Raw genomic sequence first — 19,772 nt, forward strand, 5'->3', positions numbered from 1 at the left:
ACTGGACGTGGAGGATTCCGGTTGTAGACCGTGAGCGTCCCGTCTCACGGGTGGTCCCCAGTCCGTGGGAAGTCACGATACACAGAAGTACCTCCGAGACACCGAACTGAGTGTCGCAAGCAGGGCGACGGGAGCACGTATGTCACAGGTCCTCAGTCTCGGAAGCGTCAACGTCGATAGCGTCCACACAATCACGCGCGCGGAACGGGAGTCCCTCGAAGACCGGTACGAGTGGTTTCCCGACCGTGGGGAGACGGTCGAGGTCGATTCAGTCCCGTCGGGGTTCGGGGACGACCCGGACGAGGTACGCCACGGGGGAAAAGGCGCGAATCAAGCCGTCGCCACAGCACACGCGGCCGCCGCGGCGACGCTGCTCGGCCGCGTCGGCCCCGACCACGACGAGTTCGGTGTCCTCTCCGCCCTCGAAGGGGACGATGTCGACACGTCGCGTATCGGTATCGCCTCGGTACCGACCGGAACTGCCTTCGTGTTCGTCGGCCCGGCAGGCGACAACAGCATCGTCCTCCGGCCGGGGGCCAACAGCACCGTTGACGAGTCCTACATCGACGAGCAGTACGAGACGATACTGGCGGCCGACTGCCTCCTCCTCCAGAACGAGATTCCGGTCGAACCGGTCGCCGCGTTGCTCGCCGACCTCGCGGACGAGCCGGACCGACCGACCGTCTTCCTCGACCCGGCACCCGCCGCGGGAGCCGAGCGACTCCTCGGGCACGGCGTCGTGGATTATCTCACCCCGAACGAGACGGAGTACGAGACACTCAGGCCGTACCTCGACGCCTTCGACGGCACCCTCGTCCGCAAACGTGGCGAGGGCGACGTGATAGTCGAGGGAGAACAGGCGTTCACCGTCACACCCCCGGCCGTCGAGGTGGCCGACACCACAGGTGCCGGTGACGTGCTCAACGGGTTCCTCGCTGCCCGAATCGCGGACGGAGCTTCGGTCCGTGCGGCCGTCGAAACGGCCGTCGTCGCGGGGTCGCTCTCGACGCGGGCAGTCGGTGCACGCGGTGCCGTCCCGACGCTGTCGGCGGTTCGGTCGTTCCAAGCGTCGACCGACACCTGACCGGAGCATCGGAAGGGGGATGCTTTTGCCCGCCAACTGCCAAGCAGTCGGCGTGCCGTACGAACGTCTTGGTCGCCGTCTCGCCGATGCACCGTCGCCGACGCTCTCGACGCTGCCGGACGGGAGCGTCGACCGGTACTGTCAACTCTCGGCGGGTGCCGTCGGGCCACTCGAGACGCGTGAAGCGTTGGGTCGGGAGCTACTGCGTGGGGACCACTCGTCCTTTCACATCCGCGTCGAATCGACCGAACCCGGCGGGCAGGCGGTGAACGCGGCCCAGCAACTCCACGCCCTCGGGAGCGAGGTGACGTGTTACGGGCACCTCGACGCGCCAGTGTTCGCGCAGTTGCCCTTCGAGACAGTCTCGATGGGTGAACCCGCGCTGGTCGACGCGTTCAATTTCCGGGACAGCGACGTGATGTTCGTCGAGCAAGCCGGACTCCCGGCGTGGACTCTCGAAGACCTGCGGGACGTGGCTACCCTCCCGGCGGTTTTCGACGTGGACGCTGTCTGCTGTAGTAACTGGATATCGTTCCCACACATGGGGGAGGCCTTCCACCGTCTCGGGACGATGGACCTCCCGCGGGTGCCGTTCGTGTTCGACCCCGGCGACATCGTCGGGTCGACACCCGAGGAAGTCGACGCGCTCCACGACGCGCTGACTGCACTGCAGAGGACCTTCGACGTGGTGTTGAACGCGAACCGCCAGGAAGTGGGCGCGCTCGCGGGGACACTCGACGCCGGAGCGGACGACGCCGACCGCCTCGCGGCAATTCGCTCGGCGACCGGCATCGAGGCGGCCGTGATGCACGCTCCCGAGGAGGCCATCGCGGTGACGACCACCCAGCGGGCACGCGTCGAGAACTGCCCGGTCGACCAACCGCGTCGTCACACCGGCGGTGGCGACCACTTCACCGGAGGGGTGGGGTACGCACTCGCCAACGGTTGGGACTGGGACCTCGCGCTCGCCTGTGGCAACGTCTGTGCCAGCCACTACGTCACGGCGGGTGAGACAGGGACAGTCGAGGACGTGCGGCGAGTCAGTCGCACCACTGCAGACACGTGAACCGCGACGCCAGCCGACAGTTCTCGGAGTTACAGCGACGCGGCCGTCAGTTCCGTCTCGGTGTCGGCGAGGAGAGAGTCGGCAACCCGTTCGGCCGCGTCGGTGGTCTCGGCGGCGTTCTCTAGGAGGACCGTCTCGCTCGGGAACAGCCGTTCACCCAGTTCGAGGCCGTGGTCGTGGGCCGTCGACCCGGTGACTGTCAGGTAGACGCCGACACCGGTCTCGGCGATAGCCGCCTCCTCGGGCCCGCCGTTCCGGGGATAGACGAACTCGATGCCGGCGAGCGCGTCGGTGCCGAGGACCGCCTCGACGAGGCGTTCGTACCGCGGAGAGATACAGAGCGGCCCCTCGTAGGCGTCGACAAACGAGCGCGTGAGGTCGCGGTCCAACCGACGCCGTTGGTCGGGTGTCGCCAACAGCGTGTGCCAGACCGTATCCCCGAGGCCCGACACGAGGCGCACGTCGGTGTCGTGGGGGTCGATGCGGTCGTTCACGTCACCCAGACTGCGCAACGGGTCGGGGGTGAGTTCGACCACCTCTTCGAGCACGAGGTCGGCACTGTCGAAGCCGAGTGCGAACTCGTGTTTGCGGAGCGCGCGGAACGGTTCCTCCCGGCCGACGAGTTGCACAGCCACGTCGTCGACGGGGATGGTCACGCTGTCGAACACGATGCGCCGGGGGAACCCCTCCCGTTCGTCGCGGAGCAGCGTGTACTCCGGATGCTGCGGGTCGCCGTGGTCCGAGTACTCGGCGAGGCGGTCGTACACGTCGCCCTCGGCGGACTGGTTGCCCTTCGTGACGGCCTTCTCGAACCGGAGCGTCGAGATGATTTCGTCCGCGAGTGCGGTCGTTCCGGTCCGGTCCGCGATGCGTTCGAGGACGGCCTCGAGTGGCCGGCCCTTCCGCGGGACGGCGACCCGCACAGTAGTCATTGCCAGAGCACAGAGGGTCCGAAAGTAAAACCGGTCCGGTTTCGGCCGGGCGCGTCAGTTCCCGCCGAGGACGTTCCCCAGTTGGTCGCGCCACTCTTGGAGGTCTTCGAGGTCGGATTCGAGGTCGTCGAGTCGGTCCCCGAGGTTGTCCACGTCGCCCAAGTCACCTTCGAGGTCCGAGACGTCGTCGTCGAGGTCCTTGATGTCGCCCTTCAGCGACTGCACGTCGTCCTCGATGGTCCCGACGGTGTCGTCGAGGCCGTCGACTTGCTGGTTGTTGTCGTCGATGTCGCTCTGGACCGAACGCATCTGCTCCTGTATCCCGTCGAGTTGAGACTGCACGTCCTCGATGAGGTCCTGCCCGGTTCCGTTGTCTTCGAGGAACTCCTCGAGCGCGTCGATGTACGCTTCGAGGTCGCTCACGTCGGTCTGGAGGCTCTCGATGCGGGCGTCGACCGCACCGTTCGTCCCGCCGCCGAGGTCGAGTTCGTCCGCCAACAGTTCGAGGTCGTCGTCCGCGACCTCACCGGCACGAATCTCGTCCGCGAGCGTGGCCGCCACGCTTTCGACGGACGCCGACCCGTTCGTCGCCGTCTTGGGACCGTCGGCAGTCTCGCTCCCGGCCTCGGTTTCCGCCTCGTCGTCTGCGTCCTCGTCGGCGTCCTCGGCCGCCGTCCCCTCGTCCTCCTCGTCGGCTTCTTCTTCGTCTGCGTCCCCTTCGCTCTCGTCGGCATCCTCGGCCGCCGTCTCCTCGTCCTCCTCGTCGGCTTCTTCTTCGTCTGCGTCCCCCTCGTCGTTCGGGTCCGCGAGGTCGAGTGTCCCGATGTCGTCGTCGCCGTCCTCGTCGTCGTCCAGTCCCGGTACGGAGTCGGTGTCGCCAGAGATGACGTCACGGACCACGTCGCTGCTGGTGCCGACCACGTCGTCATCGTCGTCGAGCGGCGGGTCGACCGACTCTATCGTCGGTTCGGTGAGGAACTGCTCGACGTTGTCCGTCCCAGTCGCGCGGATACCGTAGACAGTCGTGTACTGTTCGTCGGCCTCGATTTCCCGCTCGAACGTAATTTCGTCGTCGTCGATCGTCCAGAATTCGCTCCCGTACTCGGGGTGGAATCCCAAGTCCTCGACGGCAACGTCCTCCGGTACGTCGTCGGTCAACGTCACCGTCACCGCCTCGGACCGCTCGGAGTTGATGCGGAACGCGATGGCGGGAACGGGGAACGCGTCGGCCTCGAACGTCTTGATGACGGTCACGCCGTCCGAGGCGACGGTCACCTCCTCGTAGTTCTGTGATTCGCTCATGCGTACACTTCCGGCTACCAATGGTATTAAACCTACGTCCGTGTCATTTGATAACAATTAATTTGCGCTTACCCGCCACGCGCCGGACGGGCACGGGACGCCTGTCTTCAGACCGAGACGTGGTCGCCGATTTCGACGATTTCTAGCCGTTCCGGGAACTCGAAGCTTCGAGTGTGGTCGTGGAGTGCGGTCGGGTCAGCGGTCAACCCCTTCCACATATCCCAGTGGGTCGGGAGCAGACGGTCGAGTCGTAGTTGTCGCGCGGCGTCGACGACTTCACCCTCGTCGCTGTACCACTTGGTGTATTTCGGCTCGCGCGTCTCCTTGTCCGGGATTGTCCCGGCGGACCCGAACGCGAGGACACCGAGGTCGATGTCGTACTCCCTCCCGATGCGTTCGAACTCCTCGCTCGGTCGCGCGTCGCCCCCGTGGAAGAACGTTCCTGCGGGGTGTTCGAAGACGTAGGACACCGGGTCGATAGCGTCGGGGTCGTTGGCCGCCTCGACGTGGACGGTGAACGAGCCGAGTTCGAAGGACTCGCCGGGCGCGACACGGTGGAACTGCTCGTCGGAGACGGCCCACTCGTCGGTCCAGTCCTCCTCTTCCGCCACGGAGACGGACGCGTCGGGGCCGACGAAATCCGCACCCGTCTCCGCGAGAATCGGTGCCTGACTCGGCCCGTGAACGTGGTCCGTGTGTTCGTGCGTGGCGAGGACGGCGTCGGCGTCCCGAACGTCCGTCGGGTCGAAGGGGACGGGAATCATCCGGACGGTTCGCGGCGGGTCGCCCGTTCCGAGGTACGGGTCGATGTAGACGGTAGTGTCGTCGTCGGCCTTCAGCACGAATCCGTTACAGCCCAGATACCAGAGGGTCACGCCGTCGGGACTGGCGTCGGCGACGGCCGCCGGGAGCCACTCGTCCCAGTCGCTCTCGATGGACATGGCCCGGTGTGGACGCGGCGGAGAGAAAGGGGTTACGAGTTCAGTCCTCGCAACAGCCGCCGGCCTTCTGGCCGAAGTCCAGCGCGAGCGGCGCGGAAATCTGCTCGTTTATCTCCTGCAGGCGGAGTTCGAGTTCGTTCTGTGCCTGCAGGAACTCGGCCATGACGGGGATGTCGTGGAGTTGCTCCTGCTTCGCCTGCAGTTCCCGGAGGTCCTCTTGGGTGGCGTCGCCCGTCTGCCGGGCGAGCATGAACTCCTCGCGGAACTCCTCGAACTCCTGGACTTTCTCCTGTGCCTCGGCGTCGTTCTCGACGGCCGCCTTCTTCTCGACGAACTCCTGATAGGCGGGCATGTCGGCGATTGCCTCGCCGAGTTGGGCACTCAACTGGTCGACGGTCGACTCCGCGGCGTCCGCGGCTTCCGTGTCGATACTCATCACTGTCAGGTTAGGACTACAGCGTTTTCAACTTGCCGAACGCGAAAATCGGGTTCGGAGCGGGCGAGACCGGGCGATGGCAGGCGAGGTGGGTCGCAGAAACGTCGGCGTTTTACGCCGCGAGCGGATACGGAGAGGCAATGAGTCAGGATTCGGCTGACGACCGTTCGGAAGGGGACCTCCGAAACACGGGCCTCTCGCTGAAACACGACCGGGAGTGGGACTACGAACTCGACCGCATCACCGAAGCCGTCGAGGAACGCGACGCAGAGACGGTTGGGTTACAGTTCCCCGAGGGGCTGAAACGCCGCGCGCGGCCGGTCACGGACGACTTGCGCGAACTGCTGGACGACGACGTGACCGTCATGACCTCCGGACAGCCCTGTTACGGCGCGTGTGACCTCGACACCTTCCTCATGCGCCGGACCGACGTGTTCGTCCACTTCGGGCACTCCCCGATGAAGGAGTCGGACAAGATCATCTACGTGCCGCTGTTCTCGAACGTCGAGGTCACGCCCATCATGGAGTCGGCCCTCGACGACCTCTCGGACCCCGCGGACGACCCCGCCGTGGGACTCGTGACGACGGCCCAGCACATGAACCAATTCGAGAAGATGCGCGAGTGGTTGGAGGACCGCGGCTACGAGGTCCACACCCGCCGCGGCGACGACCGACTGACCCACGAGGGACAGGTACTCGGCTGTAACTACGCAAGCGCGGACGTGGACGCCGACCAGATTCTGTACGTCGGCGGCGGGAAGTTCCACCCCCTCGGGTTGGCGATGGAACACCCGGACAAACACGTCGTCATCGCCGACCCCGTCAACAACGCCGTCACCATCGCCGACCCGGAGAAGTTCCTGAAACAGCGATACGGCGCGGTCCACCGTGCGATGGATGCCGAGGAGTGGGGCGTCATCTTCTGTACGAAAATCGGTCAGGGCCGCTGGGACCAGGCTCAGGAGATAATCGACAACAACGACAACGCCTACCTCGTCACGATGGACGAGGTGACGCCCGACCGCCTGACGAACTTCGGGTTCGACGCCTACGTCAACACCGGGTGTCCGCGCATCACCACCGACGACGGCCCGCAGTTCAAACAGCCGATGCTCACGCCCGGCGAGTACGAAATCGCCATCGGCGAGAAACCGCTGGAGGAACTCTCCTTCGACACCTTCCACGGGACGTGGTGAGGACACCGGCGTCGGGCCGTCCGACCGCTACCCCTCGACGTGTCGCTCGAATAGCCTGACGTTCCAGACGTTCGCCTTCCAGACGGCGTCGAACAGCGTCCCGAGCACCGGGACCGACCCACAGACGTAGTCGACACCGACGAGCGAGAGCATTACGGCGACGGTGCGGAGCGGAACACCGGCGCGCACTGCCTCGAAGACGACGTACAGCGAGAGTGCTGTCGCGACGGTGTCCCCGGCGACAGGGAGGATTCCCAGTATCGGGTCGAGGCCGACGCGGTAGTTCACGACTGGGATTTCGACGGCACTGTCGAGTAGGGTGGCCGCGTCGCGGGCGCGTTCGAGTGCGGCCGCGCTCGCGTGGTCGGGAGTCGACATGCGCCGACGTTCCACGCCGACCGACAAAACCGCTGGCCTTCTCACTCGGCGAAGGCGTCCTGCAGGTCGGCACCGATTTTCTCGACGGCGTCGGCACCCGCGTCTATCATGTCGGACATGCTGACGAAGCCGTGAATCATGTCCTCGTAGTGGTAGTGGTCGACGGGAACGTCGTCCTCGGCGAGGCGCTCGGCGTAGGCTTGCCCCTCGTCGCGGAGCGGGTCGAAACCGGCGGTCACGACACTCGCCGGGGGCGTGTCAGAGAGGTCGTTGGCGAGCAGCGGCGAGAAGTACTCGTTCCGGAGGTGCAGGTCGTCGTCGACGTAACAGTCGAGGAACCACTCCATGCCGGGCGTCTCGAGGAAGTACCCCTCGGCGTTCTCCTCGTAGGAGTCGAAGTCGTGGACTGCGGGGGACGCGAGGGCGGGATAGAGGAGCAACTGGTGCTGGATGTCGGGGCCGTCGCGGTCCTGTCCCATCAACGTCGTCGCGGCGGTGAGGTTCCCCCCGGCGGAGTCGCCGCCGACTGCGATGCGGTCGGAATCGAGGTCGACGTGGGCACCGTTCTCCGCGATCCACTCGACGGCGGCGTAGGCGTCGTAGACCGGCGCGGGGAAGGAGTGTTCGGGAGCCAGACGGTAGTCGACGGAGAGGACGGCGCACTCGCCCGCGTTCGCCAACTCGCGACAGAGCGCGTCGTGTGTCTCGATGTTTCCGAGGACGAACCCGCCGCCGTGGAAGTACACGAGCGTCGGGTGCGGTCCCTCCCCCTCGGGGTAGTACGTCCGGACCGGGAGCGGCCCCTCCGGCCCCTGAATCTCGAAGTTCCGCACGTCGGCCACGTCGGGCGCGTCCCGGAGCGTGGCGACGTTCTCGAACTGCTCGCGGGCATCCGCGACCGAGAGCGCGTACACCGGCGGAATCGGCTGGCTGTCGATGATGTTGAGGAGGTTCTGTGCGTGTGGATGGGGTTCGTCTGCCATAATTCCCCAGTCGCGCGGGGGGAACTTAATGGCCCCAACCCCGATAATTACCACCAAGCATTAGCGAAGATTTTTGTATTCTTGGCAGATATGTACACGTGTCATGGACAGCCACAGAGCGGGCGGTCACCGGCCGTGTCGCGACGGGCGAACGACTGCGGGGGAGGGCAGCGCATGAGCACGAAGAGTGCCCTCGCACAGCAGTTGGCCATCGTCGCGGGGTTCGAGGACCCGACCGTCTCGCTGGAGCAGTACCGGACGCCGCCGGAACTCGCGGCGACGCTCGTTCACACGGCAGACCTCCACGAGGACATCGCCGACCGGACCGTCCTCGATTTAGGCTGTGGGACAGGGATGCTCGCACTCGCTGCCGCGCTCCGCGGGCCGACGCGCGTCGTCGGCCTCGACATCGACCCCGCACCGCTCGCGACGGCGCGTGAGAACGAGCGCAAGGTGGCCTCCACGACGGACGTGGGGTGGGTTCGCGGCGACGCGACACGCGTACCACTCGCCCCCGACGACCCCACGACAGTCGTGATGAACCCCCCGTTCGGGGCACAGTCCGACAACGAACACGCCGACAGAGAGTTCCTCGGGACGGCCGCCGATATCGCGGACGTATCCTACTCGATTCACAACCGTGGGAGTGTCGAGTTCGTCGAGGCGTTCGCGGCCGACAACGGCGGCGAGGTGACACACGCCTTCGAGGCGGCCTTCGACCTGCCACACCAGTTCGAACACCACACCGAGGCGACCCGGACAGTCGACGCCGAAGTGTTCCGCATCGCGTGGCGTTAGTCGCTGTTCCCCTGCACCGCGATTCTGACGCGCGTCTCGTTCCGTATCACGTAGAGGCGGTTCGCCGTCCGGTTGAACGTCAGTCCGCCGGCGGTCACGTTCTTCCCCGCGGACGGAACTGGGGTCCGGCCCAGTGACTCGTTGCCCCGTTCGACCAGTACCCGGAACTCCGTCTCTGCCGGGACGAACGTGACCCGTCGGCCCGCGACCCGTGGCTCCGCGACAGCCGCTGGCGACGCGTACGCGAATGCCCGCTCGCCGTCGGGTGGTTCGAGGAACACGCGATAGACGCTGTCGTTGCCGACCGGTCGCCACACGGAGAGGTTGACGCCCACCGACTGACGCCACCCGAGGCCGCCGACGAGGACTTCGGTGTCACCACTGAACGCCAGCCGTGACTTCGGTACGACGGTCTGGAACACGTCGCGCCGTTCGCTGACCAAGAGGACGCCGCTCGTGTTGACCTGCGACGCCTCCCCGAACAGGCCGATATCGAACGGGGAGACGTACTGGTCGGGCGTGTTCTCCGCGTAGGTGACGGTGTAATCACGGACCTCGACGCCGCTGTCGAAGGGGTCGTCGGAGACGGCGACGAGGTTCGTCGGGACGGCGACGACGCTCAGCGCGATAGTGACCGAGAGCAGGAGCCCGACGGCCGCCTCGCGCCTGTCGAGGTCGATGCGAGCTATCAGCGGGCGGCGGGAGGCAGTCAGGGCGGCCGCGAGCAGTGCCGCGAGCAGGAACACGAGGATGGCTCCCCCGGCGCGAAAGAGGATGTACCGACCGCCACCGCGGAACCAGTACACCGCCCACAGCGACTGCGCGACGGCGAAGACGACCACGGAAAGCCACAGCCGTCCCGGGTCGGGCCTGTGCCCGCGCCGCGAGGCGACGAGCGCGCCCAACAGGACGCCGAACAGCAGGCCGATGGCGTGCCCTTGGATGGCGACGTTCGCCCAGTACGGCGTGACGAAACGCGTCCCGGCCTGTGCCGGGTCTACTGGCGTCTGCACCGCGCGATAGAGGAGCCGGAACACGTCGTTGACCGCCAGTGCCACGACGGTCGGTATCGGGTAGTAGACCAAAGCGAACCCGGCGAATGCGAACACGACCCCCGAGAAGCCGATGACCGGTCCGACGGCGAACACGCTGGTGAGGAGTCCGACGGCGACGACGCCGATTACGAAGACGCCGATGCGGACGAAGGGGTTCTGCCCGAGGCTGGCGAACGACTGACTGCCCCGTTCCGTCGGGAAGTGACTCCACGCGTACTCCGCGAGCGGTGCGAACGCGAGCGTCCCGACCAGATTCCCCGTGACGTGCCCGAGACTCGCGTGGGAGAACGCCGCGGTGAGGATACCGAGCGGGTACGTGTACGACCACGCGCGGAACGGCGCGACGAGCGGGTTTCTGGGTGCCGATAGGCCGCCCTGCACGAACAGATAGATGCCGACAATTCCACCGACGACGACGAGCGTCCCCCACGGAAGCCCGAGAAAGAGCCGTTGTCGGACGCGACGCCCCCACGCGCCCCGCGGGTCGGCGAGGCGGTACGCGACACCAGCCGAGAGTGCGAGCGCGACGGCCAGCCCCAGCGTCCAGACTGGCACCGCCTCGGCGACTGCCTGCCACTGTTCCGACACCATCGTTATCGGTACCCGGGAGCGCGCGCGTTTAGTCGTTTCCGCTGTCGGCACCGAGCCGGGAACCGGACGCGCCGCTCAGAACTCGGGGATGTTCACGAGTTCGCCTTCGGGAACGTTCTCGAAGGCCTCACGCGCGATGGACCGCTTGTGAACCTCGTCGGCCCCGTCGACGATACGGAACGCGCGCACCGACTCGTAGAAGTCCGCGAGCGGCAGGTGTTTGGAGATGCCGGAGCCACCGCAGGCCTGCAGGGCGAAGTCGACGGTCTCCTGCACGACGTTGGCGGTGTAGTACTTGCTCATCGCGACTTCGATGCGTGCCTCCTCGCCGCGGGCGATTTTCTGCGCGGCGTGGCGCACCATGGTTTTGGCGGCGTGGAGTTGCGTCTCCTGTTCGGCGACGCGGAACCGGAGGCCCTGTTTGTCGGCGAGTCGGTCGCCGAAGGCGTCGCGGTTCTGCATGTACTCCTTGGCGATGTCGAGCGACCGCTGCGCCATCCCGGAGTAGCGCATGCAGTGGGTCAACCGGGCCGGCCCGAGACGCTTCTGGGCGATTTGGAACCCTTCGTTCTCCGGGCCGAGCAGGTTCTCTTCGGGGACGCGGACGTTGTCGTAGCGAATCTCGGCGTGACTCTCCGCGATGAGGTCCTGCCCGAGGTGGGGCGTGGCCTCGACGATTTCGACGCCGTCGGCGTCGGCCGGAACGACGATGATGGACGTGCCAGCGTAGGGGTGTGCGTCCATGTCGGTCCGGGCCATCACGAGCAGTACGTCGGCTTCGTCGCCCTGCGTCGTCCACCACTTGTGCCCGTTGATGACCCACTCGTCGCCGTCTTTCTCTGCGGTAGTCTGCATCATCTTGGGGTCCGAACCAGCACCGGCCTTGGGTTCCGTCATCGAGAACCCGGAACGAATCTCCCCGGCGACGAGCGGCTTCAGGTACTCCTCCTTCTGGGCCTCCGTGCCGAACATCTCGAAGGTGTGCATGTTGCCCTCGTCGGGCGCGTCGACCCGCATCGCAGGCTGTCCGAGGATGCTCCGCCCGGCCTGCTCGAACAGCGGCAACACGTCACGGAAGTCGTGGCCCATCCCGCCGTACTCCTCGTCTATCTGCGGACAGTACACGTCGTACTCGTGAGCTTTCGCCCGCAAGTCGGCGATGACTGACTCGGGAACCGGGCCGTCACCGAGGTACTCGCGTTCGACTGGCAGCACCTCGGTCTCCATGAACTCTTCCGCGCGCTCGGCCAACGCTGTCGCCGTCTCAGAATCTTCGTATTCCACTACCATACCAGCCCTTTAGCGCACAACAATGTAAAACAACGCCCTCCGCAAACAACGAAGTTTCCGTGGCACCCACAGTTATTCGTACCTCGGGGCTGAACACGCCTAACAATGTTAGCCAGTGTACAGACAGACGCGGGACGGGCGGTGAACGCATGACCGAATCGGACGAGGACTACTTCGCACGCATCGTCGACGAGGAGAAGTTGGCGGCCTACTTCGAGGACCACCTCGGGGCCGTCGAGGAGTACGACGTGCGCCACCACAAGGAGGGACACTCGAACGAGACGCTGTTCGTGACGTGGGGCGAGCAAGAGTTGGTCGTCCGACGGCCGCCGCCGGGCGAGACGGCGGACAACGCCCACGACGTACTCCGGGAGTTCGAAGTCATCGACGCCCTGCAGGACACGAGCGTCGAGGTGCCGACGACGGTGGCGTCGTCCGCCGACCACTCGATTCTCGGTTCCGATTTCTACGTGATGGAGCGCGAAGAGGGGACGGTCATCCGCACCGAGGAACCCGAGCGGTTCGCCACTCCCGAGTACCGGGAGCGAATCGGCGCGGAACTGGTCGACAGACTCGCGGAGATTCACCAAGTCGACTACGAGGATATCGGCCTCGGCGACTTCGGCTACCCCGAGGGGTTCACGGAGCGACAGGTCGAGACGTGGACCGAACAGTTGCAGTGGGCGTTCTCGGTCACCACCGAGGAGCGCGAAGTCCCCGTCCTCCACGACGTGATGGCGTGGCTAGAGGACAACGTGCCCGAGGAGTACCCACATACCCTCGTCCACGGGGACTACAAACTCGACAACGTGATGTTCGGGCCGGGGACGCCGCCGGAAATCGTGAGCATCTTCGACTGGGAGATGGCCACGCTCGGGGACCCGTTCACCGACCTCGGGTGGATGCTGTCCTACTGGTGGGACGGGAAGGACCCGGCCCCGCCCGACGCCACGGAGTCGCTGACGACGAACTTCATGGCCGGGCCGGACTACCTGACCCGGGAGGAGTTGGTCGACCGCTACGAGGCAGCGACCGGCTTCGAGTTCGACAACCCGCGCTTCTACCGCGCCCTCGCGGTGTACAAACTCGCCGGCCTCGGGGAGATGTTCTTCCGGCGGTACCTCGAAGGGAACAGCGACGACCCGATGTATCCGAAGATGCGCCACGGCGTCCCGCAACTCGCGGACCGCGCCCAGCGCATCATCGACGGCGAGGAACCGCTGTAGTTACCCTGTCACGACCCCCCGGCCGTAGCGGAGCGGTGTGCGTCGGCTCGTTCGGGCCCGCCTCTCGCTAGATACCGCGAACGGTCTCGACGAGTCCGACCGATTCGAGAACCATCCAGAGGAGAAACAAGGCGTACAGGAGGAGAAGGAAGCCGTACGCTTCGCGGTCGGTGTGTTCGAGGTGGGTGCGGATGAACACGATGAACAGGACGAGGACGCTGATGACGTAGAACTGTGCGTCCTTGTGAACGATGTCGCGTGTCGCTTCTAGTTCCTCGCTGGCCAGAGCCGAGAAGGCCGGAATGACGAGGAGGTTGAAGATGGCACTCCCGACGATGGCACCGACACCGAGGGAAAACTCGCCGTGAAATACCGTGCTGATGACGACAGAGCTGAACTCGGGGAAACTCGACCCGACTGCGACCACGATAGCACCGTGGACGGCAACGGGCAGTCCGTAGTACTTACTGAGGCGTCGTGCGGCCCGCTCGAAATACTCGCTCCCCTTCCAGATGACGAGAACGGCGACGACAGCGAGACCGATGGCGGTCTACAGTTCCGTCACGAGTGTCGTTTACGTGTACGAGTTGATAGTCGTGGCCACGCGAGCGACGTGTCTGCCCGTCGAGCGAGTCGGAGCAGGACTCCCTCAGTCAGGCCGAACCATCCTGAATCGGTCGTCGGTCGAGGCGTACCAGTTCCCGGCGAGGCGGCCGGCCGCGTCGATTTGCTCCACGTCGACCTTGCCGTCGTCGGTGAGTACGGACTCGTCGGCGTGGACTAGTACGACCTCACCGAACACGACTTTCGCGTGGCCGATGTCGACGATGTCCTGCACCTCACACTCGAAGGAGAGTTTCGCGCCGGCGACGCGGGGCGGTGAAACCTTCTCCGAGGGGGCGCGCTCGATGTCGGCGTGGTCGAACTCGCTCTCCGCCGGTGGGAGTGTCGCGGCCGTCTGGTTCATCCCCTCGGCGAGGTCGGCGGTGACGACGTTGTGGACGAACTCGCCGTTGGCTTCGGCGTTCCGGGCCGAGTCCTTGATTTCCTCGCCGCCCTCCTTGTTGGGGGCGAACATCACCGTCGGCGGGAGCGCGGAGACGACGTTGAAGAAACTGTACGGCGCGAGGTTGTCGACGCCGTCCTCGCTCGTGGTCGATATCCAGCCGATAGGTCGGGGAATCACCGCGCCAGTCAGCGTGCGGTACAGCGACCGGTGGTGCGTCTCGGGGTCGATTTTCACGCCGACCACTCCCGGCCGGCCGTCACGGCGTCGGACGCGTCAGTCGGGTGGCCGAACGCGGCACCGTCGCGGTTCGAGGTGTGGGTGGGGCTCGTGTCGAACATTTCGTGCGATAGCCCCTATGACGCCCCGGTATTAGAGTCCGACGCCCACTGCGTAGGGCCACTGGACGCTCGCCAGCGCGAGGAAGACGAGCGACCCCGCGAGCAGGCCGACGTTCTTCAGGAACGCCGTCATCTCGCTCTGTTGCTCCTCGGCGGGCGCGGCCCAGAAGTCGTGCATGACGGGCGTGGTCACCAGCAGGAACACCGCGAGCGCGCCTGCCCCGACGACGGGGTAGACGCCCGTGACGATGGAGAGGCCGCCGACGAGGAGCATCCCGCCGGTGAACGGGACCATCAGCCCCGCCGCCGGAACGCCCTTCGCCGCCGCGTACGGGACCATCTGGTCCCCGCTGGAGAGGTGGTTCAACCCCATGAACGCGAGGACGCCGCCGAACAGCACCCGCGCGAGGAGGAAGACGATGCCGGACCCGACGGTGTCGAACACCATCAGGCGACCACCCCGACGACTGGGCGTGGTTCCGCTTCGATACCGGGTTGCACTGCGATAGTTGATTTCATCACATTACTTAGTTCGATACCGAACCTATATATGCGTTCGCGGACAGTGGTACAATCAGGTAACACCGATGTCAGCGGAATCCAGCAACCCGGACGCCTGCCCCGTGGTCGAGTCTCTCGAACAGATTGGGTCCCAGTGGCGACTCGTCGTCCTGCACGATCTACACGACGGCGAGAAGCGGTTCAACGAACTCAAACGCTCGACGGACGCCAGTTCGCGGACGCTCTCGCGCGTCCTCGACGACCTGCGCGAGATGGGGTTCGTCACGCGCCGTCTCGAAGAGGACGCGCCCGTCGCCACCTACTACGACCTGACGGAGAAAGGCGAGTCGCTGTGTCCGGTCTTCGACGAGATAGAGGCGTGGGCCGACGAGTGGCTCGATACGGGGGACGCCGAACCCGAGACGGCCATCGCGGACTGACTACGCGTCGCTCTCGGGATAGGCCTCGGCGAGTAGGTCCGGCCGTTCGGCCAACTGTTCGCGCACCGGGTCGATGACATCCGAGATGTAGCCGCCGGCCGCGTTCTTCAGGTCCTGTGGATGCAGGTCACCGTCCACGAACGCCGACTCCAGTTCATCGTATGTGTCGTACACCTCGTCCCCACCGTACTCTTCGGGCACCTCGACGACGAACGATTCGTCGCGCTCTTCCAGCACCGGGAACACGAGGTAACGGACGTACTCCAACACGCCGTTGTCCTCGACTTCGCCCTGCGGACAGTAGGCATCGTTTATCTTCTCCGCAACCTCCTCGGGCGTGTCGGTGAGGTTCACCTTCGACGCCGCTTGGGAGGCACTCATCTTGCCGCCGGTGAGTCCCGAGAGGAGCGGCGCGAACACGCAGACGGGTGCCTCGCCGCCGTGGTCCGGGAGGATTTCCCGGCCGAGCATGTAGATGCCACGCTGGTCGATGCCGCCGTAGGCGATGTCGGCGTCGAGAGCCTTCACGTCGAGGCTCTGCATCAGCGGGTAGATGAGGCCTCCGAGTGCCGGGTTCTCCGTCTCGCGGACGACTTCGCTGGCCGCGCGCTGGGCACGGGAGAGCGTCGTCTCGGCGGCCATTCGGTACATCTCCAGGGTGTACTCCTCGGAGAGCTGGAACTCCTGTCCGCGGACGAACTCGACGGCCTCGGGGTCGCCACCGGCGGCGTCGAGCATCGCGCGGATGGCGACTTCGTAGTACTCGCTCCGGGCGTCGAGCAGGTCCCACGGCGACTTCTCGCTGTCGAGGTGGGCGTGCAGGTCCGCAATCAGCACCGTCACGTCGACGCCCGCCCGCTGGAAATCGGCCAGTTTCCGGATGGTGGTGAAGTGACCGATGTGCATCTCACCGGTCGGGGCGTAGCCGATGTAGGCCGACGGGTCACCGTCCAACAGGTCCGTGAGTTCCTCCTCCGTGACGACTTCCTCGGTGTACCGCGTGACGAGGTGTGTCCGCTCGGCCGTGTCCATACCTCCGATACCCCCGGCCGCCGATTAAAACCTTTCAGTCGCGGCCGATGGACAGACACAAGCCGTCCCAGTCCGGAATGATTGGTATGTACACCGGGAAGACGGGCAAGCCGTGCTGTCTGTGTGGGAACCCCGAGACGGTGTCCCGACTCGACATCCCGCCCCGAGCCGTTCAATTGCTCGACAATAGTGGCCCTATCGCGTGGCAAGATATCGAGGGGGAAGTGTCGGTCTACTTCTGTGACTCCGACTGGGAGACGGTCATCGACCTCGTCCTCGATGCGGGCATGAGCCCGCTCCCACGGTGTAACGCTGCCCGTGCCGACTTTGACCTCCGTGCCGATTTCGAGGCACTGCTCAACGACATCCGTGACGAGCCCGATCAAGAGCCGTTAGAACGGGAGATGCTCGCCGAGGCCGAGCGTGACATCGAGGAGTACGACGAGGACAGTAACGTCGAGTTGCGTGACCTCGTAGAGGCGCGCGTCGTCACGTGGGCAATGGAAGACCTGCGGACGGAAGCCTGAGTTACGCCGGTCGGGTGCCTGGCGGGGACCGGCTTTACTTCTGACTCTGAAGTCCTCCACTACGTTTTAATCGGGCGTCGTCGGTATGGCCGGGCATGGCCGCGATAGAAGCGACGGGCGTGTCGAAACGATACGATACGGTAATCGCGCTGGACCGCATCGACCTCACGGTCGAGTCCGGCGAAACGTTCGGGTTCCTCGGACCGAACGGGGCCGGGAAATCGACGTTCATCAACGTGCTTCTCGATTTCGTGACGCCCTCGGAGGGTGCGGTCTCTATCTTCGGGCACGACTGTCAGCGAAACGGTGTTACGGCCCGAGAGCGGGTCGGGGTCCTTCCCGAAGGCTACTCCGTGTTCGACCGGCTGACGGGACGCCAACACGTCGAGTACGCTATCCGGTCGAAAGACGCCGACGACGACCCTATCGAAATTCTGGACCGCGTCGGCATCCGAGAGGCCGCAGACCGTCAGGCGAGTGGCTACTCGAAAGGGATGGCACAGCGGCTCGTCCTCGGCATGGCACTCGTCGACTCGCCGGACCTGTTAGTTCTGGACGAGCCGACGACCGGACTCGACCCCAACGGTGCTGCGGATTTCCGAGAAATCCTCCGCGAAGAGAACGAGCGCGGGGCAACGATTTTCTTTTCCAGTCATATCCTCGAACAGGTCGAAGCAGTTTGTGACCGGGTCGGAATCCTGCAGGACGGTGAGCTCATCGCCAAGGACACGATTTCGGGTCTCCGGGAAGCCCTCGGCGGTGGAACGAAACTCGTGATTACGCTCGACGAGGTGAAAGAGGGAACGTTGGGGGCAGTCAGGACCGTCCCCGGCGTCGAAACCGCTGTGTTCCGCGACGACTCCGAGACGACCATCCAAGTCACCTGCACCAACGACGCGAAGATGGACGTTCTCGTGGAACTCCGTGAAGCCGGTGTCGACGTGGTGAACTTCAGAACCGAGGAGGCGTCGCTCGAAGATATGTTCGTCGAGTACACCAGAGGGACACGGAGATGACGTGGCCGGTACTCGCCCGTCAGGAGGGACGCCTGACGGCAGAGTCCCGGACGGTCAAGATTCTGCTCGGCCTGCTGGGGGTCGGCATCGTCGTGGCGGCGTACGTGTACCCCATCGTCGGTGACGAACCGTTCACGACTGCACGGTTCTCGGGGTTCGTCTCCGGGTGGGTCACGACGGTGGTACCGCTGGTCGGCGTCATGCTCGGATACAATGCCGTCGTAAGCGAGCGGGAGTCGGGCGCGCTGCGACTCCATTTGTCGCTTCCCTACAGTCGGAAAGCACTCGTCGTCGGAAAACTCGCTGGCCGCGTCGGCGTGTTGGCCGCGACGATTCTGCTCGCGATGGTCGGTGCGGGGGTACTCGTCGTGTACCCGTTCGGGACGCTCGCGCTGGCCGAGTTCCTCGGTTTCGTCGCACTCACAGTGGTGTTCGGCATCGTCTGGACAGCCATCGGTGTCGCCGTCTCGCTCGCAGTGGCGACCAAGCAACGCGCAATCGTGTTGGGATTCGGCCTGTTCGCACTGTTCACGCTCGTGTGGGACCCGCTGGGGACGGCAGTCGAACTCGGGCTCAGGGCGGCCGGCCTCATCGGCGGTGAACTGCCCGGTCCAGCGCGGTTCGTCCTCGGACTCACGCCCGGGAACGTGTTCGACCGGCTCACCGCGGGGTTCATCGACCCGAGTGCCTCGCTCGCTGGTCCGTGGTACCTCAGCGAGTGGGTTGCACTGGTGTTGCTTGGCTGCTGGACCGTCGGGCCGCTGTGGCTCGCGTACCGCCGGTTCGCCGGGAGGGACATCGCATGAGTTGGCGAGACATCGCACGGAAAGACGTCCACGATGCCAGCCGGTCGTGGTCGATTTGGGCCCTGTCCGCGCTCCTGCTGGTCGTGTTCGTCGGCTACGCCGCCGCACACGCGTACCTCGGTGAGATGGCGTTCGTCGCGTTCTTGGACGGCCTAGCGGGCGTCGTCGGCATACTCCTACCGTTGATTGCGGTTCTTCTCAGTTACAAGTCAATCGCCGGGGAGCGGACCAGCGGGAGCGTCTACCTCTCGCTATCGCTCCCCAACTCCCGGAAGGACATGGTCGTCGGGAAGTTCGTCGGTCGGTCCGTCGTCTTGCTCGTCCCGACACTCGTGGCACTCGCCGCTGCAGGTGTCGCTGGGGCGGCCCGCTACGGAACGGACGGTGCCGTCCTGTACCCGTGGTTCCTGTTCGTGACTGTGCTGTACGGTGTCGCGTTCGTCGGCATCGCGCTCGGCGTGTCGATGTCGACAACTGTCGACCGGCGAATCACCTTCGGTGCCCTCGGAAGCTACCTACTGCTCGCACTGATTTGGGACGAGGTCCATTCAGTAGTCCTCGTCATCTTGCACCGGTTTGACGCCGCGGTGCTGGCCAACATGCCCGACTGGGCGTTGCTGTTCCGCCTCCTCAAGCCGGCCGAGTCCTACTACCGGCTACTCAGGGTCGGATTCGACATCGAGCGAGCGGGACGATACGTCGCCGACGGCGCGCCCCTGTACGTCGACTGGTGGATGGCGGCCGTGTTATTGAGTGTGTGGATAGCAGCCCCGCTGGCTCTCGGATACTGGCGGTTCACCGCAATGGACCTCTGACTCGTATCGC

General features: G+C 65.4%; 22 protein-coding genes. 10 read left to right on the forward strand and 12 right to left on the reverse strand.

Annotated elements, in window-relative coordinates:
* The first annotated feature begins 139 nt into the window (after positions 1–139).
* Together MUG95_RS00990 and MUG95_RS00995 are read left to right on the forward strand one after the other, a co-directional pair.
* Positions 140–1,084: a PfkB family carbohydrate kinase gene (locus MUG95_RS00990; RefSeq protein WP_247009209.1), complete on the forward strand. Its 945-nt coding sequence runs from the start codon at positions 140–142 to the stop codon at positions 1,082–1,084.
* 52 nt (positions 1,085–1,136) lie between these two features.
* Positions 1,137–2,150: a PfkB family carbohydrate kinase gene (locus MUG95_RS00995; RefSeq protein ID WP_247009210.1), complete on the forward strand. Its 1,014-nt coding sequence runs from the start codon at positions 1,137–1,139 to the stop codon at positions 2,148–2,150.
* Between the two features lie 29 nt (positions 2,151–2,179).
* Here the strand turns inward: MUG95_RS00995 and MUG95_RS01000 are convergent, their stop codons facing one another.
* From MUG95_RS01000 to MUG95_RS01015, 4 genes are all read right to left on the reverse strand, one after another.
* Positions 2,180–3,082, reverse strand: a complete 903-nt coding sequence (locus MUG95_RS01000; protein WP_247009211.1) for a phosphoribosyltransferase HisG-related protein — start codon at positions 3,080–3,082, stop codon at positions 2,180–2,182.
* Positions 3,083–3,136: 54 nt separating this feature from the next.
* A complete protein-coding gene (locus tag MUG95_RS01005) occupies positions 3,137–4,384 on the reverse strand; it encodes a coiled-coil domain-containing protein (protein ID WP_247009212.1) in 1,248 nt (415 codons plus the stop codon).
* Positions 4,385–4,491: 107 nt separating this feature from the next.
* The gene (locus MUG95_RS01010; RefSeq protein ID WP_247009213.1) at positions 4,492–5,325 is read right to left on the reverse strand and encodes an MBL fold metallo-hydrolase; all 834 of its coding nucleotides are present in this window, start codon (positions 5,323–5,325) and stop codon (positions 4,492–4,494) included.
* 40 nt (positions 5,326–5,365) lie between these two features.
* Positions 5,366–5,761, reverse strand: a complete 396-nt coding sequence (locus MUG95_RS01015; RefSeq protein WP_247009214.1) for a YlbF/YmcA family competence regulator — start codon at positions 5,759–5,761, stop codon at positions 5,366–5,368.
* Between the two features lie 140 nt (positions 5,762–5,901).
* Here MUG95_RS01015 and dph2 point away from each other — a divergent pair, with 140 nt between their 5' ends.
* The gene (gene dph2 / locus MUG95_RS01020; RefSeq protein ID WP_247009215.1) at positions 5,902–6,957 is read left to right on the forward strand and encodes a diphthamide biosynthesis enzyme Dph2; all 1,056 of its coding nucleotides are present in this window, start codon (positions 5,902–5,904) and stop codon (positions 6,955–6,957) included.
* 27 nt (positions 6,958–6,984) lie between these two features.
* On the opposite strand, the gene MUG95_RS01025 is transcribed toward dph2, so the two are convergent.
* On the reverse strand, positions 6,985–7,335 hold the full coding sequence (locus MUG95_RS01025; protein WP_247009216.1) for a DUF4112 domain-containing protein: 351 nt from the start codon (positions 7,333–7,335) through the stop codon (positions 6,985–6,987).
* Positions 7,336–7,376: 41 nt separating this feature from the next.
* Complete coding sequence (lipP1, locus tag MUG95_RS01030) at positions 7,377–8,318, reverse strand: LipP1 family hormone-sensitive lipase (RefSeq protein WP_247009217.1); 942 nt, start codon at positions 8,316–8,318, stop codon at positions 7,377–7,379.
* A 174-nt stretch (positions 8,319–8,492) separates the two neighbouring features.
* On the opposite strand from lipP1, the gene MUG95_RS01035 reads away from it, so the two are divergent.
* Positions 8,493–9,116 carry an METTL5 family protein gene (locus MUG95_RS01035; RefSeq protein ID WP_247009218.1) on the forward strand — a complete coding sequence of 208 codons (624 nt, stop codon included), beginning with the start codon at positions 8,493–8,495 and terminating at the stop codon, positions 9,114–9,116.
* Here the strand turns inward: MUG95_RS01035 and MUG95_RS01040 are convergent.
* Both MUG95_RS01040 and MUG95_RS01045 read right to left on the reverse strand, forming a co-directional pair.
* Positions 9,113–10,762, reverse strand: coding sequence for a rhomboid family intramembrane serine protease (locus tag MUG95_RS01040; protein WP_247009219.1), 1,650 nt, complete (start codon positions 10,760–10,762; stop codon positions 9,113–9,115). The genes MUG95_RS01035 and MUG95_RS01040 overlap by 4 nt on opposite strands.
* Before the next feature lie 75 nt (positions 10,763–10,837).
* Entirely contained in the window at positions 10,838–12,046 is a 1,209-nt protein-coding gene (locus tag MUG95_RS01045) for an acyl-CoA dehydrogenase family protein (RefSeq protein WP_247010503.1), read from the reverse strand.
* A gap of 155 nt (positions 12,047–12,201) precedes the next feature.
* Here MUG95_RS01045 and MUG95_RS01050 point away from each other — a divergent pair, with 155 nt between their 5' ends.
* Positions 12,202–13,278, forward strand: coding sequence for a phosphotransferase family protein (locus MUG95_RS01050; RefSeq protein ID WP_247009220.1), 1,077 nt, complete (start codon positions 12,202–12,204; stop codon positions 13,276–13,278).
* 67 nt (positions 13,279–13,345) lie between these two features.
* Here MUG95_RS01050 and MUG95_RS01055 read toward each other — a convergent pair whose 3' ends face one another.
* From MUG95_RS01055 to MUG95_RS01065, 3 genes are all read right to left on the reverse strand, one after another.
* Positions 13,346–13,822, reverse strand: a complete 477-nt coding sequence (locus tag MUG95_RS01055) for a sodium:calcium antiporter (protein WP_308219603.1) — start codon at positions 13,820–13,822, stop codon at positions 13,346–13,348.
* Between the two features lie 105 nt (positions 13,823–13,927).
* The gene (locus tag MUG95_RS01060; protein WP_247009221.1) at positions 13,928–14,521 is read right to left on the reverse strand and encodes a flavin reductase family protein; all 594 of its coding nucleotides are present in this window, start codon (positions 14,519–14,521) and stop codon (positions 13,928–13,930) included.
* Between the two features lie 135 nt (positions 14,522–14,656).
* On the reverse strand, positions 14,657–15,073 hold the full coding sequence (locus MUG95_RS01065; RefSeq protein ID WP_247009222.1) for a DoxX family protein: 417 nt from the start codon (positions 15,071–15,073) through the stop codon (positions 14,657–14,659).
* A gap of 139 nt (positions 15,074–15,212) precedes the next feature.
* Here MUG95_RS01065 and MUG95_RS01070 point away from each other — a divergent pair, with 139 nt between their 5' ends.
* Entirely contained in the window at positions 15,213–15,566 is a 354-nt protein-coding gene (locus MUG95_RS01070; protein ID WP_247009223.1) for a winged helix-turn-helix transcriptional regulator, read from the forward strand.
* Here the strand turns inward: MUG95_RS01070 and MUG95_RS01075 are convergent, their stop codons facing one another.
* The gene (locus MUG95_RS01075) at positions 15,567–16,598 is read right to left on the reverse strand and encodes a tyrosine--tRNA ligase (RefSeq protein ID WP_247009224.1); all 1,032 of its coding nucleotides are present in this window, start codon (positions 16,596–16,598) and stop codon (positions 15,567–15,569) included.
* Between the two features lie 86 nt (positions 16,599–16,684).
* On the opposite strand from MUG95_RS01075, the gene MUG95_RS01080 reads away from it, so the two are divergent.
* The 4 genes from MUG95_RS01080 to MUG95_RS01095 all read left to right on the forward strand — a co-directional run bounded on the left by MUG95_RS01080 (position 16,685) and on the right by MUG95_RS01095 (position 19,762).
* Positions 16,685–17,125, forward strand: coding sequence for a DUF7960 family protein (locus MUG95_RS01080; protein ID WP_247009225.1), 441 nt, complete (start codon positions 16,685–16,687; stop codon positions 17,123–17,125).
* 95 nt (positions 17,126–17,220) lie between these two features.
* Positions 17,221–18,141, forward strand: coding sequence for an ABC transporter ATP-binding protein (locus tag MUG95_RS01085; RefSeq protein WP_247009226.1), 921 nt, complete (start codon positions 17,221–17,223; stop codon positions 18,139–18,141).
* Complete coding sequence (locus tag MUG95_RS01090; protein WP_247009227.1) at positions 18,138–18,947, forward strand: ABC transporter permease; 810 nt, start codon at positions 18,138–18,140, stop codon at positions 18,945–18,947. The genes MUG95_RS01085 and MUG95_RS01090 overlap by 4 nt, the downstream gene beginning before the upstream one ends.
* Positions 18,944–19,762 carry an ABC transporter permease subunit gene (locus MUG95_RS01095; RefSeq protein ID WP_247009228.1) on the forward strand — a complete coding sequence of 273 codons (819 nt, stop codon included), beginning with the start codon at positions 18,944–18,946 and terminating at the stop codon, positions 19,760–19,762. Before MUG95_RS01090 ends, MUG95_RS01095 begins: the two co-directional genes overlap by 4 nt.
* Positions 19,763–19,772 lie beyond the last annotated feature (10 nt).

The organism is Halorientalis litorea (genome assembly GCF_023028225.1).
Classification (GTDB): Archaea; Halobacteriota; Halobacteria; order Halobacteriales; family Haloarculaceae; genus Halorientalis; species Halorientalis litorea.

Excerpts from the sequence above, each read along its gene's own strand:
- MUG95_RS00990 (WP_247009209.1), top strand. The coding sequence starts at position 140 with ATGTCACAGGTCCTCAGTCTCGGAAGCGTCAACGTCGATAGCGTCCAC.
- MUG95_RS01000 (WP_247009211.1), bottom strand. The coding sequence starts at position 3,082 with ATGACTACTGTGCGGGTCGCCGTCCCGCGGAAGGGCCGGCCACTCGAG.
- MUG95_RS01005 (WP_247009212.1), bottom strand. The coding sequence starts at position 4,384 with ATGAGCGAATCACAGAACTACGAGGAGGTGACCGTCGCCTCGGACGGC.
- MUG95_RS01010 (WP_247009213.1), bottom strand. The coding sequence starts at position 5,325 with ATGTCCATCGAGAGCGACTGGGACGAGTGGCTCCCGGCGGCCGTCGCC.
- MUG95_RS01015 (WP_247009214.1), bottom strand. The coding sequence starts at position 5,761 with ATGAGTATCGACACGGAAGCCGCGGACGCCGCGGAGTCGACCGTCGAC.
- dph2 (WP_247009215.1), top strand. The coding sequence starts at position 5,902 with ATGAGTCAGGATTCGGCTGACGACCGTTCGGAAGGGGACCTCCGAAAC.
- MUG95_RS01025 (WP_247009216.1), bottom strand. The coding sequence starts at position 7,335 with ATGTCGACTCCCGACCACGCGAGCGCGGCCGCACTCGAACGCGCCCGC.
- lipP1 (WP_247009217.1), bottom strand. The coding sequence starts at position 8,318 with ATGGCAGACGAACCCCATCCACACGCACAGAACCTCCTCAACATCATC.
- MUG95_RS01035 (WP_247009218.1), top strand. The coding sequence starts at position 8,493 with ATGAGCACGAAGAGTGCCCTCGCACAGCAGTTGGCCATCGTCGCGGGG.
- MUG95_RS01040 (WP_247009219.1), bottom strand. The coding sequence starts at position 10,762 with ATGGTGTCGGAACAGTGGCAGGCAGTCGCCGAGGCGGTGCCAGTCTGG.
- MUG95_RS01050 (WP_247009220.1), top strand. The coding sequence starts at position 12,202 with ATGACCGAATCGGACGAGGACTACTTCGCACGCATCGTCGACGAGGAG.
- MUG95_RS01065 (WP_247009222.1), bottom strand. The coding sequence starts at position 15,073 with ATGGTGTTCGACACCGTCGGGTCCGGCATCGTCTTCCTCCTCGCGCGG.
- MUG95_RS01070 (WP_247009223.1), top strand. The coding sequence starts at position 15,213 with ATGTCAGCGGAATCCAGCAACCCGGACGCCTGCCCCGTGGTCGAGTCT.
- MUG95_RS01075 (WP_247009224.1), bottom strand. The coding sequence starts at position 16,598 with ATGGACACGGCCGAGCGGACACACCTCGTCACGCGGTACACCGAGGAA.
- MUG95_RS01080 (WP_247009225.1), top strand. The coding sequence starts at position 16,685 with ATGTACACCGGGAAGACGGGCAAGCCGTGCTGTCTGTGTGGGAACCCC.
- MUG95_RS01085 (WP_247009226.1), top strand. The coding sequence starts at position 17,221 with ATGGCCGCGATAGAAGCGACGGGCGTGTCGAAACGATACGATACGGTA.
- MUG95_RS01090 (WP_247009227.1), top strand. The coding sequence starts at position 18,138 with ATGACGTGGCCGGTACTCGCCCGTCAGGAGGGACGCCTGACGGCAGAG.
- MUG95_RS01095 (WP_247009228.1), top strand. The coding sequence starts at position 18,944 with ATGAGTTGGCGAGACATCGCACGGAAAGACGTCCACGATGCCAGCCGG.